The sequence below is a fragment of the Anaerobiospirillum sp. NML120511 genome (assembly GCF_023050955.1).
Classification (GTDB): Bacteria; Pseudomonadota; Gammaproteobacteria; order Enterobacterales; family Succinivibrionaceae; genus Anaerobiospirillum.
In genome coordinates, this window is record NZ_JALKIK010000062.1 from 1 (window position 1) to 17,914 (window position 17,914).

A 17,914-nucleotide genomic window follows, 5' to 3' on the forward strand; every position below is an offset into this window, starting at 1 on the left:
CAAATATCCGACGGACATTCCACCCGTCATGCGGCCTGGGGGCTGCCATGCGGCATATCAACCCCTGTTCGCATGGCACTATTTTACCTAAGATAACAATCAATATGTTGCCGTCAAGGAAGCCTACATGGATATGTGTCTGCAGGCCCGGGTTTGGGACGGGCTTGCCGTGGTCGCAATATAATAGATTTTAGAGCGTAAAAAAGGAGGTCCCTTTTGTGGGATCTCCTTTTTTGGAAGCTTGCGTCTGGGAGCTGCTAAAGCAGCCACCCTGAAAACTAGTCTTCGATAGCAATCTCCGGGTGAGCGGCCTTGAGGCTGTCACGAATAACATACTTGAGCTTGAGCTCAGTGTTCTTGGCCTTGCGGACCAGGAAGATGTTGCCATAAATCAGACGGAAGTTTCTTGGGTCAGCCTTGATAACACCGATATCGGTGATCAGATTACCCTTAGGATCGAGTCGGCCGCTGAACATATGTGGTTCAGTAGAGCGCCATCTTGCCTTGGTAGCGTTTGGAGTAACCTCGTAATCAGAAGTGGTTACGCGGATTATGTACTCAGATTCGTTCTTGCCAGGAACGATTTCGTACTGATGGATAGTTGCGTGTGGACCGCCGCGTTCATCAAGACCTATCCATGTACCGGAATAATCATCGATGGAATTACCGCATCCTCCCATGGTCATGGCAAAAATAACAGCAACCACAGCAACGGTCATGGACCTGAATTTTCGAGATATCAAAGTAATCAAGGACATAATAAGCTCCCTAAACTGTCAGTATGAAAACAAGAAAGAGCAATCACGGCACCGGCAAACACCGGTTATCTTACAGTCACCTCTTCTGACTTACACCCATGCTGCCTTTGCAGAGCCGGTACAGCTGTGTGCAGCCGGGCCAGGTCTTAATCAGACCACTGAGCCGTGACAATAAACCAGAACACTCTCCGCCATTTACACCTGATACCAGGGGGCATGAGGAAAGTTAATTCTATTAGTGCTGACGGCCGGCCTTGTCCTTATCCTGCGGCGGGCCTTATCCCTGAAATATTATCTAAGGGCAACAAAGAAAAGCATTACCTGGATGTACTGGGCGCCAGGCAGTGCTCAGGAAACGTTTCCTGAATACGGCACCGCAGAATCATCTGTTGTACTTATATTATCGGCGCCTGAAATAATCTTATGATAGGGCCTGTACTGCAAATTCTCATTTATTGCAATTCTGTGATCTGGTACTCAAAAGCCATTAAGATAATTTCGCAGTTTTCAGGATCACCATGGCACTCAATAATGGCATGCCAATAAGCTTTTTTAAGGGCATAACTGGCGAAAATAAAGGAATGATAACGTTTTCTGATTCACGCATAATTATATGAACTCTAGCTCAAACATTATTCATGCGTAAAATACCATGAAAACCACAGGCATGAGCAACTTGTCATACCTGCCAGCAATCTTAAATATGTTGTAGCCATGACATACAGCCACTCCCCTCACCACCACTTACAAAGCCCTCCAAACGCCTGTATTTAAGCCATTAATAAGGCAAATCACAGTCCCGTTTTCTGCCAGTCGTGATGCAATGAAAACCTCAGTTCTGGCAGAAGCCATTGTCTTAGAGCTCAGCAATTTCAGGCAGGCAAAAGCCACTTAAAATGTCCGGTCACGGCGTACTGGATATCAAGTGCTAAAACATAAAATACGATTTCACCACCAAAAAATTCTATTTAAGCACCTGACAGACTGATCAGGACATTTTTACCACTTCCTCAGACTGGGCATTTTGCAAGGTAATACCAGGCATAAATTACAGGTCAGCACAAAGCACCATTTGTACTCCCACAGCAATCCCGGCAACACTTGGCACAGCCTGGCTGCACCACCACCACAGGTTCTGATGGCACAGGCAGCGCGTCCAAAGCCTGGCAACCTGGTCAGATAACCAGTTCAGCAGATCGCTGCTCAGTATTATGAGAGTGAAAACTGCAATAGGAGGGAGGCTGGGCCTGATGCGGGATATGTACTGTGCCCATGAGCTGGCAGCTGCATTTGTGCCATGCTTCAAGCCCGTACATGAGCCGGACTGCCTGTTTAAGATCAAATTGGTCGGCACGGCCGTTTTTATCTTGCCTTAGCTGACTATAAAACATAATATAGGGGCCATCTGAGAGTCTGGTATCAAGAGCGGGTTCTCAGGCTTTTCCATTGCGGGCTGTTACGCCCGTTTTGTCTTTCTGGTCGCCTCAAAAAGGCCGGTTTGTATATTTTGCGGTGCAGGCTGCTACCCTGTCGGCACCCTGGAACTTTTTCATATGGAAATCAAAGAACTTGCTCCTCAGGCTGTTTTTACTCACTTCCAGAATCTGTGCGCCATTCCTCACCCTTCTGGTCACGAAAGAGGCATTGCCAAGTACCTGGTGAACTTTGCTCAGACCAACGGTCTTGAGTGTGAGCTTGAGGACTGCGGTAATGTCATTCTCAAAAAGAAGGCATCTGCCGGTCGTGAAAACAGCCCGGTAATCATCATGCAGGGCCATATCGACATGGTTCCTGTTGCCCGTGACGGCTTTGCTCACGACTTTACCCGTGATCCAATCGTGCCACGCATCATGACCGCTGACAGCGAAGGCGTTTCCCAGAAGATGCTGGAGATCTGCGATGGCCCTTATATCACCGCCACCAACACCACTCTTGGTGCTGACGATGGCCTGGGCGTAAGTCTGATCCTGGCTCTGCTTGAGGACAAGGAACTCAGCCACGGCCCTATCACCGCTATTTTCACCGTCGAAGAAGAAAGCTCCATGAAGGGAGCTATTGAGCTTGACCCTGAGTACCTCAAGGGTGACTACCTGCTCAACCTCGACTCTGAGGACCACGGTGAGCTCTTCGTTGGCTGCGCAGGCAGCATCAATGCCAACGTAACCTTCGTCCCAGAGCTGGTTAAGGTTGTTGACTGCACTTCCATCGTACTCAACCTCACCGGTCTGCGCGGCGGCCACTCCGGCTGTGATATCAACTTAAACCGTGGCAATGCCATCGACATCATGTGCGGTATCCTTGCCGAGGTTGCTGACACCAACGATTTCTTCATCCAGAAGTTCCACGGTGGTCAGATCAGAAACTCCATCCCACATACCTGCTATGTAGAGCTGGCTGTTCCCAAGGATACCATCAACGAGCTCAAGGATGCCGCCCGTGCGGCCATGGTGCGCTACCAGGATCTCTACAACGACACCGATCCTGACATGCACCTGATTCTGGGCAGCTGCCCGCTGCAGGCTACCGCTCTGTCCTACACCTCATCTCAGAATCTGATTTCCCTGCTGCGCGCTCTGCCAAATGGCGTTATCAGAATGTCCCGTGAGTACAAGGGTGTAGTTGAGACCTCCTGCAACCTGTCCACTGTAAGAACCCGTAATGATTCCATCGTTATCGGTCTGCTGCCACGCTCCCTCAAGGACCATGGCCTTGATGATGTTATCGACAAGATCGACTGCATCTGCTCTCTGCTGGACAATGTTGAAGCCGGCTTCTCAGGCCGCAGCTTTGGCTGGACCTCTCCAACCTCAAGCCGCCTTATCGACATTCTCAAGGATGAGTACCGTAAGCAGTGCGATCTGGAGGTCAAGATCACCAGCATTCACGCAGGTCTTGAGACTGGCTACTTTGCCAAAGCCAATCCAGAACTTCAGATGATCTCCCTTGGCCCTACCGTACGCAGCCCTCACTCCCCTGACGAGTGCTGCTCCATCCGCCACACCGAGCAGATCTACTCTATTCTCAAGTCCACACTCAACCGTCTGGACTAACAGAACAGATGCACACCAGTAACTGCCAGGCCTGATTCAGCCTGCCATACACAGACCGTACGAGCCGGCCGTATGTATGGCGTACAGTGCGCTGATGCGGTAACAGCAAAGGACAGTTCCCTTTATGGAACTGTCCTTTGTTTTTTGGGCCTGCCAGGTCCATTCCCTCAGCCGTCACTGCCTGTGACCATGCCCATGCTGTTTCCTTTCATAGCAAGACAAAGCCAAGGTCAGGATCAGCGCGTCCTGCTGTGATTACCACCTGGTCGATACGCCAGATTGAGATTCAAGGCCAGCATGCCAGCCAGGCGATATGCCAGGCTTGGATATCCGGCGAGATGCCAGATTGAGATATCCGGCGAGATGCATGGTTGAGATACCAGATTGAGATAGCCGGCGAGATACCAGTCCTGGATGCCTGATTGAAGTGACTGAATGACCGTTTTCGACTAAAGATGCCTGTTGGCGGCGGTGACGGGGATGATTATGAGCTTTTGCCAGGGCGGCTGTGGTCACTACAGGAGAAAATGCCGTATGGTATGAACCATGGTAAAAATAAAAATCAATATCAAATTTTGTGACATAGTTAACTTTCTAAGTAAAAGCTAAGTTTCATTGTTTACTATGAATGCACGTTCCGAATAGAAGTAACGTAAGCGCATTTGATTAGCAAAAGGGCCTTGTCAGAGCATATGACAAGGCCTTTTTTATTTGTCCTGCCGCTGTGTTTTTGAGAAAAAAATGCCCTGGGGAAAAAATTCAGGCACTTTATCTGACTTTTCCACTCAAAACAGTGAAATTTCTGAAAAAAGTCTATATATTTCATTGTTGGGCTCGGTTCACCGCCCCCTGTAACTTCAATGTGATGGTGACCAATGCATGCTAAATTTCTTCCAGCCCTGCCGCTGCCTGTGCTTTAAACAGTACCGGGCGCGATTCACCTCGCGCCCCATGGCACAGGACCGCTGTGCATGTGCTTGCTGCACCGGTTCGCTGAATGAGATGGCCGCACCGGTTCGCTGCGTGAAATGGCCACACCGGTTCGCTGCGTGAAATGGCCACACCGGTTCGCTGCGTGAGATGGCCGCAACGGTTCGCTGAATGAGATGGTCGCACAGGTTCGCTGCGTGAGATGGCCGTGCAGGATCGCTGAGTTAGCAGTCTGCCGTCGATCTGTGGGCACCATGCGTTCCATGGTGCATTAAGGCACTTATTTGACCTCAAAAGGCCGCCGCTCATTCAAAACCAGGACTGAGCGGCTATGATATACAGTGCCGCTTTGCCTCTGCACTTCAGGCTTATGTGGAAGAGCTCAGTGCAGATGACAGCTTCACGTGCCCAGGAGCCTGAACCAGTCTGATAAAGTCAGGCGGTCAAAACCCGGCATTATCCTGCAGATTTACGTAAGTATCTCAATACCTGTACGCTCTGACAGGATCTGGTGTGCGGTGCTGATATCCTGCTGATACATACTGAGGCAAGGAGCTGTGGCTGCTATGACTTTTAAGGTCATTACAGCTGCTTCGGTTTTGCCCCTTTGTCTTCAATGACACTTTGTCTTTACTGCCAGCGCTGGTCTGTATGGCGGCAACGGTGATATTTGGCTATAAGATATTGCCCTTATCACTACATCACTTATCTCACTGCTCATCAGGCCCTGAGTTGACTGAAATTTTACAGGGCGGCAGTGATTGATTTCTGGTGAGACCTCCATGGTCTCAGACATGCTTACCAGTATGGCCGGAGCAGCCTGTTTTTGCAGGCGCCCGGCCCCGATTATTAAACGCCCTGCCCGGGGCAGATGTCCTGAGCCTTATGTTCTTCAGCTCAGGGGCATCACTTCATAACTTCAAGCCTGCAGCTGTGTCTCAGGCCTGAATTATGTCTATGCATTCTGTCTTACAGTCACAATGCAACCTGTGCACTTTATGCTGCTCCTGCCACGTCTGCCCTTATGCAGCAGCGGAGCCCTGCAGCAACTGCAGCTGATGACTGCCGACCTTAATGGGAACAAGGATCCTCTGTCTTATGCCTCATCCTGGACCTGAATACCGCAGCAAATTATCCCTTGTCAGCCGTCTGGTGCTGATCATCACCTCATTGGGTGTTATGTCCCTTTTTACTGCCGGTTGCGATGACAGGCCCAAAACAGCCTCCACTCCTTCGGCTGCCGATGTCTTCTTTGAAGTAAGCACCATTCACCCTGAGTTTAAAAACCGGGAGCGTTCCTTTACGCTCAGCGGCCGTGTGCGCGCCTTTACCCGCGCTGACGTACGACCTCAGGTTGATGGTATCGTGCTCAACCGCCTCTTTGAAGAAGGTTCAGCCGTAGAGCAGGGCACACCTTTGTATGAGATTGACCCGGCACCATTCATGGCCAGCCTTGAGCATGCCCAGGCATCCTATGAAAGAGCCGTGGTGCAGAGAAAGATGGCCCTTAAGGATTATGAGCGTTACAACATGCTCTATCGCCGCCGCTCTGCCAGTGAAAAGGAGCGTGATGACGCCCTGCTGGCCTATGAGCTGGCTCAGGCTGATGAAAAGCTCTACAAGGCCGCCCTTGATAAGGCCAAGATTTCCCTTGCCTACACTACCGTACGTGCCCCTATTGCCGGCATTATCGGCTCCTCAAAGATTACCCGAGGCGCCCTGGTTAACGCCAATCAGAACACTCCTCTGGCCACCATCATTGACCTCGACAAGGTATATGTGGACATGGAGCAGAGCTCCCTTGAGTGGCGCCGTCTGCGTCAGGGTCTGATTGACGGTTCCATCTACCTCAATGATCGCGCCTATGACGTCTCCTTATACTTTGAAGACGGCACCCTTTACAGTCACCTTGGTAATCTGAGCCTGTCTGAAGTACTGGTAGATGAAGATTCCGGTGCTCTGTCCTTAAGAGCCATTTTTGACAACCCTGATCATCTGCTGCTGCCAGGTATGGCCGTAGTCTGTAAGGTCAATGGCGGTGTCTCCCAGAACATCATGACCCTGCCTGCCAAGGCCGTAATGCGTGACCCTAAGGGCAATGCCTATGTCTATACCGTTCAGGAAGACCGCGTACTGCAGACTCCGGTGCAGCTGGGCGAGCTGTATAACGACGGCTGGCAGATTCTGGATGGCCTCGACAGCTCCTATGAAGTAGTAATTTCAGGTGCTGCCGCATTACGTCAGGGTTCACGTATTCGCGTTATCAATCAGGACGGTGTGAATATCACTCTTGATGGCGCCAAGGGCGACAAGAACAAGGAAGCAGCCGTAAAGGCCGTATCCAACCCTACCACCAGCGCCTCAGGCCTTGGTCAGAGCTCGGCCAGTGCTCCTGCCACCTCAATGCCTTAAGAGAACACTTAAGCACTCCTGTTCAGGCATACGAGCTAAAGCTACCATAAGGCTCGTCTGTAAGCATCACTGTGGCGCGCAGCGCCCGCCCCCTGGCACGGCGCGCTGCACTGGCCGCACGGATCTGCCATCAGGACCTGCCCTGCAGGGGCTGCCCTGCCTGGGCTGCAAATAGACACTGAAAAGAACGACAATCGGATGCTCAGAGGTTTGAGCATCTCAAGGAATTGCCATGATCAGTAAATTTTTCATTGACCGACCTGTAGCAGCATGGGTTATCGCGATCATGATTATGATCGTGGGCCTTATCTGTCTGCCGCGCATGAAGATTGCGCGCTTTCCGGAAATTGCCCCGCCTACAGTAAGCGTCAGCACCTCCTACTCCGGTGCCTCTGCCCAGACAGTGGAAAACTCCGTAGCTCAGATTATTGAGCAGGAAATGACAGGTCTGGACGGACTGATCTACTTTTCAACCACTACTACCTCTGATGGTAATGCCCGTTTCCGCTTTTCCTTTGATACCAACGTCGATGTGGACGTTGCCCAGATGCAGGTACAGAACCGTCTGAGCGGCGTACTGTCGCGTCTGCCGGACTCGGTTCAGCGATCGGGTGTCAGAGTACGCAAGGTCTCAGATGATGTGCTGCAGACCATTTCTTTCTATACCACCAATGATTCCATGAGCCAGGAGGACATTGCAGACTTCCTGGTATCTGTCGTTCAGGACCCTATTTCCCGTCTTAACGGTGTAGGTGATGTCTCGGTATTCGGCTCATCCTATGCCATGCGTATCTGGCTTGATAACAACAAGCTTAAGCAGTACAAACTCAATCCCTCTGAAGTTGTTCAGGCCATTAAAAACCAGAACAAGCAGATTTCCGTAGGTCAGCTGGGCGGTCTGCCATCAGTGCCCGAGCAGACCATTAACGTAACCATCAAGTCACGTGAGCTTCTGCAGAGCATAGGCGACTTTGAAAAGATTCTGGTCAAGGTCACAACCTCTGGTGCTGCCGTTTACCTCAAGGATATTGCCCGTATTGAAATGGGCCGCAGCTCCTACAACTACTTTGGTAATTACAACAAGAGCCCTATGGCCTCCCTGCAGATCAGCCTTGCAGACGGCGCCAATGCCGTTGAGGTAGCTGAAAAGGTCAAGGCCGAGCTTGAGCATCTGCGCCCGCTCTATCCGAACAATCTTGAATACGCCATTCCATATGACACCGTGCCTTTCGTTAAGGCCTCGCTTTATGAAGTAGCCAAGACCCTGGTTGAAGCGCTGATTCTGGTGTCGCTGGTTATCCTGCTCTTCTTAAGAGACATACGATCTACCCTGATCGTGTCTCTGACTATCCCAATCGTGCTTTCAGCAACCATTGTGGTGCTGTACTTCTTTGGCTACTCGATCAATACCCTCACCATGTTCGCCATGGTGCTGGCCATTGGTCTGCTCGTAGACGATGCCATTGTGGTGGTGGAGAACGTCAACCGACTTATCTACACGGAAGACCTCTCGCCTTATGAGGCCTCGGTGAAATCGATGAACGAAATCACCTCGGCTCTGTTTGGTGTGGGTCTGGTTATTGTGGCCGTATTTACCCCTATGTCCTTCTTCTCAGGAGCTACGGGTAATATCTACCGCCAGTTCTCAGTAACCATTGTGGCCTCAATGGTGGTTTCCATTATCGTAGCCGTAATCATTACTCCGGCCCTGTGCGCCACTATTCTCAAGGTACATCGCCGTAATCCGCACGCTCCTGCCCGCCGTGGCCTGATGTCACTGTTCGACAGCTTCTTTAATGTGCTCCAGAACGGCTACCTGAAGATCAACTATTACTGCCTGCGCCACAAGATTCAGGTCATGGTCTTTTTCTTTGCCCTGATTGGCGCTACCGGCTGGCTCTTTAATAAAATCCCAAGCTCATTCCTGCCTATTGAGGACCAGGGCGTTATTTCAGTACGTATTATCCTGCCATCATCCTCAACCATGGCTCAGACTGCCAAGGTAGGACGTGATGTGGAGAACTACTTCCTTGAGCATGAAGTAGACAATATCAAGGGTATTCTGCTGTCTCTGGGTTCAGGTGGCAGCTCCAAGGGTCAGGCCACTGCCAACGCCAGCATCAGGCTGGTTCCATGGGAAATGCGTGAGGGTCCGGAAAACAGCGCTCAGGCAATTCTGGCCCGCGCCAAGGAGTACTTTGACAATTATCCTGATGCCGAAATCCGTATGTCCATGCCTGCATCCATTTCCGGTATGGGTGGTTCCTCAGGCTTTTATGTCTATGTTCAGAACATCATGGGCAACAGCCATGAGCAGTTCATGAAGGATGTTGAGGACATAGTAAGACAGGCCCGTTCCAGCCCTGTTCTGTATAACGTGCGCTCCAATGCTCAGGCCGATGCCCTGCAGCTTAATATCAATATTGATGACTTCCGTGCCGGTCAGTTCCAGCTTGAACCGTCCACCATCAATGAAAACCTCCAGATTGCCTGGGGCGGTACCTACGTCAATGACTTTATGGACCGTGGCCGTGTCAAGAAGGTTTATGTTCAGGCTGACGCCCACTTCCGTGCTCTGCCATCTGATCTCAACAAGCTCTACTTCAAGAACAAGGAAGGCAAGATGGTGTCTTTTGACACCGTAGGCAGTGTTGAGTGGACCTATGGCCCTCAGCAGCTTGAGCGCTTTAACGGCGTATCCTCCATATCCATCTTTGGTGACCCGGCTCCTGGCGTCTCCTCAGGTGAGGCCATGGATGAAATCGCCCGAATTATCGAGCAGCATCCGGGCAACTACGGTTATGCCTGGGCCGGTATTTCCTATCAGGAAAAGCTCACCGGTTCCAATCAGGGCGCCCTCTTTATCATCTCGGCTCTGGTGGTATTCCTGAGCCTTGCAGCCCTGTATGAGTCCTGGTCTATTCCTTTTGCCGTTATGCTCATCGTGCCTATCGGTATTTTCGGTGCCCTGCTATTTGTGGCTTTCCGAGGTATGGCCAATGATGTTTACCTGCAGGTAGGTCTGTTGACTACGGGAGGTCTGTCGGCGAAAAACGCCATTCTCATTGTCGAATACGCCCACCAGTTCCGCCAGCAGGGCCGCTCCCTGCTGCGCAGCGCCCAGGAGGCTGCCGCACTGCGTTTCCGCCCTATTGTCATGACCTCCATTGCGTTCCTGCTCGGTGTTCTGCCACTGCTGAGCGCCAAGGGCGCCGGTGCTGCTTCCCAGCAGTCCATTGGTACAGGTGTATTTGGCGGTACCGTATTTGCCACCTCACTGGGTCTTATTATGGTGCCGGCCTTCTTCGTGGTCATCTCCCTGATGTTTAATCCACCAGGACGCCGTCGCCGCCGCTACCACAACATGCTGGCTGAAAGAGCAGCCGACGCCGCTCTGGCCGCCGATGCTGGCCAGGCTGCAGGTGACAATGCTCAAAAGGTTTCAGACGCCGCCTCATCTGGCACCTCTTCAGGAAAAAAGAAGAAAAAGCGTGGCAGCAAAATCCAGGATGAGGTGACCAGCAATGCCAATGACAAAGAATGGTCACATCCACACGAACATCCTGAGAGTACGGACAAGGACTACGTCCCCGTAGACACGTCTGAGGCTGCCGCCCTGGACAGCGCTGACAGGCAGCACAGCAGCTCCCCGGTCACCGAAAAAACGGATGCCAATGCTGACGCAACATCCAAAGACGACAGCTCTGACCAAAAACGCAGCTGAGTACAGCAATAAAGCAGCTCTCTGACAGCCCCTGTCAGGGGGCTGTTCAGACGCTCAAACGCCCTCCGATCGCAAGACAGGAGGGCGTTTTGCTTTGCGCACCCTACGCCACGGATCATCTGATCCGGCCCCCTTCAGCCCCTGGCAATACAGCCTCCCTAAGAGGCTGCAGGCAGATGCTGCAGACCCGGCAGAGGCTGCAGACATGGCAGTGCTGCAGACCTGGCTGCGGCCACTGGCACGGCCCATAACCAGAGCCGCAGCAATGACCAGGAGCGCATTCAGTGCCCAGCTGGAGCAATGCAAGGTGTGCCGCGCAGGAGGCTGCTGTAAACACGCCGAGCAGCGTATCACCATGCTGAGCGTGAGCCATGAACCGCACTGAGCTGACAGGCAACTCTTATTGCCCCTGAAAGAAGTGCATTTCGCCAGGACGGGTGCGCGGCCAATGCATGATGCACTGCCCGAGCGGTGATCTGTCAGTGCCGGAGGCTGTAAGAGCCGTGAGGCTTACAGAGCCGGGAGCTACCCAGACACACGGTGCATTAAGAGCTGGTCTGAATATGCCTGCGGTCGGGCACAGTATGCCGGGCAATGGCTGCACAGATAATTTACAAAACAAAAAAGGCAGCCCCATGGATGAGAGCTGCCTTTTTTGCTGAGGCTGCCGGCCTGGTGGCCGGCGCCTTTTAAGGTGAAGCTGTAAATTACTTGACGAACTTCATGGAAGACTGGGCGATAACCAGCTCTTCGTTGGTTGGGATCATGTAAACAGGGAATCTGGACTCTGGACTGGAGATTACGCCACCCTCGAAACCCAGACGGCCCAGGGCCTTGAGGTTGAGGTCTTCGTCGATCTCGATGCCGAAGGATTCCTTTAAGTACTTGCAGGTTAATAAACGGGCTTCCCAGCAGTTCTCACCGATACCGCCGGAGAATACGATGGCGTCAACGCGGCCTACTGGTACGAAGTAGGAAGCGATGAACTTGGCCAGACGGTAGGAGAAGGACTCCAGAGCCAGGGTGCAGTTAGCGTCGCCGTTCTCGTAACCCTCACAGATAGGACGCATGTCGGAGGATACGCCGGACAGACCTAATAAACCGGACTTCTTGTTGAAGATGTCCTTAACTTCCTCTACGGATAAGCCATTGTTCTTTGGATCGCAGAGGAAGAATACTACGGATGGGTCGATAGCACCAGTTCTGGTACCCATTACCAGACCGTCAAGTGGAGTCAGACCCATGGAGGTGTCCATGCACTTGCCGCCCTTAACAGCACATACGGAAGCGCCGCCGCCCAGGTGGCAGGTAATTACGTTGGTGTCCTCAACCTTCTTGCCCAGGAGACGTGCAGCTTCTTGAGCCAGGTACATGTGGGAAGTACCGTGAGCGCCGTAACGACGGATACCGCCCTTGGTGTAGTACTCCTCAGGGATGGCAAAACGGTAGGCCACTGGAGGCATGGTCTGGTGGAAAGCAGTGTCAAAGACAGCTACGTGTGGAATGGATGGGAAAGAGGTACGGGCAGCCTTGATACCCAGGATGTGTGCCGGGTTGTGTAAAGGAGCGAAAGGAATAACCTTCTCAATGTTGGCTAAAACTTCGTCGTCAATCTGGGTTGGGGCGCTGTAGTACTCGCCGCCGTGCACAATGCGGTGACCGCAGGCTACGATGGAATCAAGCAGATCCTTGTGGGAGCTTAAGATGTTATCAACGAGGTAAGCCAGTGCCTGCTCATGGTTGTAACCGGAGATGTTAGCCTTCTGCTTGTCCTCATCGCCAAAACGCCAGGAGATGAAAGCCTCAGGCAGGTTCATGGCCTCAGCGATACCGCTTAAGTGAACCTTGCCGTCCTGTGGATTCATGATAGCGAACTTAACTGATGAGCTGCCGCAGTTGATGACTAATACTGACTGATTGATAGTAGACATTGTGTACCCTAGATGACTAAACAAAACCCGTTATTTGAACAACCTGTCAAGCCGGGCTGGTTATGACAGACCCCTTATGTAGGGCAATCCCCGCACAGACTCACCTCTGTGCAGCATTAAAGATCTCAAGCACCGTGCATCAGCCTGATCACCATGGCGGGATAATCGTTGACCATGACTGTTATCCCGGAATTTCCGGTGACTCAGTCAGCGCCTGATGACCTGCTGCACTGTCCTTTTCATACCAGGACATTTAGATAACAAAAAACCGCCAGAAGCGGATTTAATTAATCAGAACAACAGATAAATACGGTGTTCATTCCCATGCTTGACCGGGGTTCATTATAGCACCAGCCCTAAAAAGCGATTTTTCATAAATTCGATGCAGCTCAAATTTGAGGGAAAATTTGTAGTGAGAACATATATCAAAAAGTCCAGCAGACCGCTTGTCTTGGGGATTTGTAATTTTCAACACCGCTGTCTGTTAATGGTAACTATAATACAGTGACTTTAATAACTAAGTAAAATAAATATCAAAAAGCGATACAGTTGCACTTTTATCCTACATACTTCAAACCAGAACAGCATATCCAGGCCGTTTTTCAGTCGTATGAAAATTGCCTTACATAAGTTTTTCTTATAATGCATTTTGTGAAAATGCACCATGTTTCTGCCAGGCAACAATGCGTATTACGCACCGGTCATGTCCCCCATAAAGGCTTATATTTACGGCTTTTGATAGCCATACCAGGGGATTTTTCTCATATCTAGTGCCAAGGACAGCCCAGGAAGCATTAATTAACTGTTTTTAATATAGGGCCATTTTCAGCCCTCTAAAAATACCATTCACCATATCTGTCAACCCTGCGCGCCAAAAGCCCGGCCCTGCCCCTGCTGCGACAGCTCCATCCATCAACCCCGGCGTATACCAGCCAGAACTTCAACATCAACAGCCCTGCAGCCCCCTGTCGCACCTGCCACACCCGCCTGCCAGCTGCTGCAGCGCGTCAGCGGCTGGAATTCATGCCAGCGCTGCAGCGCGTCAGCGGCTGGAATTCATGCCAGCGCTGCCCTGCAGCGGAGCAATGAGGGCCGTAACACAGCACAGTGCGCCATATCACTGCAGGCGTACTACAATGAGGGGCATAAATACTGGATTATTCAGAGGTTAACAATGATTGATGTTGCTCCGCTGCGCCGCAGCTATACCATGAACGGTCTTGATGAAAAGGATCTGACCCCGACCCCTATTCCTCTCTTTGAGCGCTGGCTCAAGGACATGCTTGATGCCGGTCTTTATGACCCTAATGGTGTAGTAGTAAGCACAGTGGACCAGACAGGTCAGCCTTACTCACGTATGGTGCTGCTCAAAAACTACGATGAAAAGTCCCTGGTATTCTTTACCAATCTGGGCTCACGCAAGGCACAGCACCTGGAGCACAACAATAAAATCAGCATGCTCTTTCCATGGTATTACCTGGAGCGACAGGTGATGTTTGTCGGCCATGCTGAAAAGCTCTCTGTACCGGAGGTCATCAAATACTTCCACTCCCGTCCACGTGACAGCCAGATCGGCGCCTGGGCCTCCCATCAGTCCAGCCGTATCAGTGCCCGCTCCGTTCTGGAAAGCAAGTTCCAGGAGATTAAGGCCAAATTCTCCAATGGCGAAGTTCCCCTCCCATCATTCTGGGGCGGCTATCGCGTCTTCTTCCATCAGGTAGAGTTCTGGCAAGGCCGCGAAAACCGCCTCCACGATCGCTTTATCTACGATCTCCAGGAAGACGGCAGCTGGGCCACCTCCCGCCTCTCCCCATAATCAGCAAAACCAGGCCTAAGCTGCAGCTGCTGCACCTGAAGCCAGCAGCTGCAGTGCATCACTCCATACCATGCCAGGCATGACCTGCCTGCACTGACTGGCCACAAGCTGGCTGGCAACAAGCTGACTGACTACACGCGGCCTTGCTGAAAGTACGCGCGCTGGGCATCCCGGCATGACGTATAACTATGCATTATGGAAAGCGTCTTTTCTGGTAATGAGCTTTGCAGCGTGATTGAGTGACAGGAATTATTGACTGCACAGCACGCAAAAGAAGGCTGTTGAGGGCAAAAGCTCAAAGATAAGGGCGCGGCAAACTATGCCCGGACAGGTATATTTGCTAATATGTGGCGCTGTTAACCAGCCTAAGACCAGTTTTTTCAGGGGCCTAAGACGTGCTCGCATATTTCCAGTCACTGTCCACTTCGACCATGGTGCTCTATCTTGCCATGGCCATACTTGGTATAGTTGTAATTCTGTATTTTGTGCCTTTTTCCGGCCGGAAAAATTCTGATGCCGACAGGAAGGGCAGCAAAGGACGCAACCAGTCCGGAGGCCGTAAAGGCAACCGTGGCTGGAGCCATAAAAAGAACAGTTCTCATGATTCGCGCAAAGGCGGCGATAAGGACAATGACAGTGGTGGTCGTGGCGGACTTTTTGGCAGCAGGAACAAAAATGGCGCCGCCAGACGTCATCGTGGTCTTTTTGGCCGAGGCGATGATGATGATAAGAGCCTCACCTCCAAAATGGACTTCCTCTCGTCCAACAAGGAAAATGCCACCGAGTTTACTCATCCCAAAGCTACCGATTCCTTTAACGAGCTGGTCAAGAAGGTTCAGCCCAAGGACATCAAAGGCGGTGACTTTGATGACATGGACCGTATCTTCAGCACTATGATTAAGGCTGGTGCTGTCACTGGGCGCAAGTTCCTGGTAACCAATTTCGAGCACAGCTATCTGGAAAAGCTGCGCATCTGGTTTGGCCATCAGTACTATGTCTACTGCCAGGTAAGCGTGGGATCAGCTCTGGGCATCAACGTTGATGTATCAGATCTCAGCGTTCAGGAACGCCGCACCTTTGGTCAGAAATGCCACAACATGAGCTTTGACTTCGTGCTGGTTGAAAAGGCCACGGACCGTATTGTCTGCGCCATTGAGCTTGATGACCCAACACACCTCAATGCCGACCGCAAGCTGCGCGACCGCCGCCTGGACAGAGTATGCACAGCCGCCGGCCTGCCAATATTCCACATCACCAATATCTACCAGAAGCCTGACATTCGCCGCCTCTAGCCTCATGTCAGGCAGCCACTGTCAGAGCCAAAGGCGCCGTCGGCAGCCGCCGCTGCCTCCGGCTCTGGAATGCAGCTGCTGCCTGAGGCGGCGCACTGCCGCATCGGACTCAGGTTACAAACGCTAATTTTGCATAGAACCGTGAACAATTACAAAGGATATTACTTTAATCCCCATATAAATCCCCTTGCTTTTCATGATAAACAAGGCGTTTTTTCTTATAATAAAACACTTATAATAATACATTAAAATATACTGGAACATTTTCACGATACGTGAAAATTATCCTGGGCATGTTTATGGGCTATATTTATCGAAACCTGCACGAAATATCTGTACCTGACTTTGCTACTCCTGACAGAAAAACTAATGAGGTTTCTGTCTACTACAGGGACACCTCTGGCAAGAGGCGTCGGTACATCATTGGCCAGCTGCTTTCCAATGGCAACATGCTTCCAAACGATAACTTTCGCAGGATGCACAGTGACCTGTGGGAGGCTCACTATGGACCCGATAAAAAGCAGGATCAAAGCCTGTCATCAGGTCTTTATGCGGCTGCATTGGCAGTTTCAGAGAGCAGTGGTCTATATCAGGCTGTTCAGGCTGCATTTGGCCCAGAGAAAGGCAATGCCTTCATGGACTACGCCCTGTTCAACATTAGCGAGAACACAAATGCTCTGACACACTTCCCTGACTATGCCCGAAAGAATGCAACTTTCTCAATCAAGCCTAAGGATGATGCATGGTATTCACGTGAGTTCAAATCAACTGACAGTGATGAGATAACCACTCTGAGAGAACAGTGGTTGTATGCTTGCCGTGACAGGTTCTCTATCAAGAAGGTATGGCTTGCAGTCGACGGCACTAATGATGACTGTAAGGCCACGCAATCTGAGCTTGCTGCCCAGGGTAAGTCAAAGTCGGGTACCTCATCAAACATTGTCGGCCAGATATGGGCTGTTGCAGCCGGGATTAACATGCCTGTAACCTGGCTCGTAAACCGTGGCAACATGACCGATGCAACTGCCTTTGAAAAGATCATCAAGCTTCTTGCACAGGCTGGCATTGAGGTTGAGGGCGTCATTCTTGACCGAGGTTTCAATGGTGATGAGATTATCAGCCTGGTTGAAAGCCTGGGCTATAACTGGATCATGATGCTCAAAGCCGAGACTTATGCACATCAGAGCATGATGAAAGATCACTCTGCCGAGATTTACTTCAAGGTCAACACCATAGTTAAAGAGGGCGGTCTGTATGGTGTTTCTTCAAGACAAAAGCTGTTCAGAGGAAGCGAGAGGGAATACTGTGTTTCCCTTTTCTTTCATGGAGTTAATGGGGCAGAACGCTTCATCCATCATATGGATAAGGCAATGCTCGAGTATGAGCGGGTCAAGGGTCTTATCGCCAGTGGCAAGACCAGTGTTTCAATAAATCCTGAATTCAGTCAGGTTGTGCAAATTGTCAGCAATGACTCTGGCGGTTCTGAGGTGTATCTGGATCGTGAGCAGTTGCAGAGAGATTGCGGATCCATGGGGTATTTTTCCATTGCCTCCTCCTTACCTCTGGCAGCGGCAGAAGCCTATGCCAGGTACAGCACCCGTGACTGTGTTGATAAGACCTTCTCTGTTAACAATCCCCAAATTGGCCCTAACATTCTGCACTCTCATTTTGACGAGGGCATAAATGCACGAATTGCCTGCAGCTTCATAGCATGCGTTATTCGCTCACTTATCGGATATGCAGCAGACATTCCTGCATCTGACATCAACTCGATTATTAATGGTCTGAAAGAGGTTCAGATTCATATTGGTGAGGAGGGAAAGCTCCCAACCATCACGCGAGCAACGTTCAAGTCTGCAAGGAAAATCCTTGAGGATCTTGGTATAACCACTGTTTGTCTTCAGGCAATGGCTAATGAGATTGCTGATTTGCGCGTAAATTCCGCTATTTCACAGGTAAGGAAGCTGCCTCATATCGATTCTCTGTTTGGCAAGAAAAAGA

At 51.1% G+C, this 17,914-nt stretch carries 8 protein-coding genes; 6 read left to right on the forward strand and 2 right to left on the reverse strand.

Going from position 1 to position 17,914, the window contains the following annotated elements; genetic code table 11:
- Positions 1-278 precede the first annotated feature (278 nt).
- Entirely contained in the window at positions 279-758 is a 480-nt protein-coding gene (locus MXE39_RS11970; RefSeq protein WP_246978955.1) for a hypothetical protein, read from the reverse strand.
- Positions 759-2,311: 1,553 nt separating this feature from the next.
- On the opposite strand from MXE39_RS11970, the gene pepD reads away from it, so the two are divergent.
- The 3 genes from pepD (at position 2,312) to MXE39_RS11985 (ending at position 10,874) form a co-directional block, all read left to right on the forward strand.
- Positions 2,312-3,808 (forward strand): beta-Ala-His dipeptidase, encoded by a 1,497-nt coding sequence (gene pepD, locus MXE39_RS11975; RefSeq protein ID WP_246978956.1) that lies wholly within the window; start codon positions 2,312-2,314, stop codon positions 3,806-3,808.
- A gap of 2,109 nt (positions 3,809-5,917) precedes the next feature.
- On the forward strand, positions 5,918-7,150 hold the full coding sequence (locus MXE39_RS11980) for an efflux RND transporter periplasmic adaptor subunit (protein ID WP_247074171.1): 1,233 nt from the start codon (positions 5,918-5,920) through the stop codon (positions 7,148-7,150).
- 232 nt (positions 7,151-7,382) lie between these two features.
- The gene (locus tag MXE39_RS11985; protein ID WP_246978958.1) at positions 7,383-10,874 is read left to right on the forward strand and encodes an efflux RND transporter permease subunit; all 3,492 of its coding nucleotides are present in this window, start codon (positions 7,383-7,385) and stop codon (positions 10,872-10,874) included.
- A 707-nt stretch (positions 10,875-11,581) separates the two neighbouring features.
- Here the strand turns inward: MXE39_RS11985 and MXE39_RS11990 are convergent.
- Positions 11,582-12,796 (reverse strand): acetate kinase, encoded by a 1,215-nt coding sequence (locus MXE39_RS11990; RefSeq protein WP_348647482.1) that lies wholly within the window; start codon positions 12,794-12,796, stop codon positions 11,582-11,584.
- Between the two features lie 1,183 nt (positions 12,797-13,979).
- Here MXE39_RS11990 and pdxH point away from each other — a divergent pair.
- The 3 genes from pdxH to MXE39_RS12005 all read left to right on the forward strand — a co-directional run.
- The gene (pdxH, locus tag MXE39_RS11995) at positions 13,980-14,621 is read left to right on the forward strand and encodes a pyridoxamine 5'-phosphate oxidase (RefSeq protein ID WP_246978960.1); all 642 of its coding nucleotides are present in this window, start codon (positions 13,980-13,982) and stop codon (positions 14,619-14,621) included.
- Positions 14,622-15,016: 395 nt separating this feature from the next.
- Complete coding sequence (locus MXE39_RS13125; protein WP_246978961.1) at positions 15,017-15,913, forward strand: DUF2726 domain-containing protein; 897 nt, start codon at positions 15,017-15,019, stop codon at positions 15,911-15,913.
- A 299-nt stretch (positions 15,914-16,212) separates the two neighbouring features.
- A partial coding sequence (locus tag MXE39_RS12005; protein WP_247074173.1) for a hypothetical protein occupies positions 16,213-17,914 on the forward strand: 1,702 nt, incomplete at its 3' end.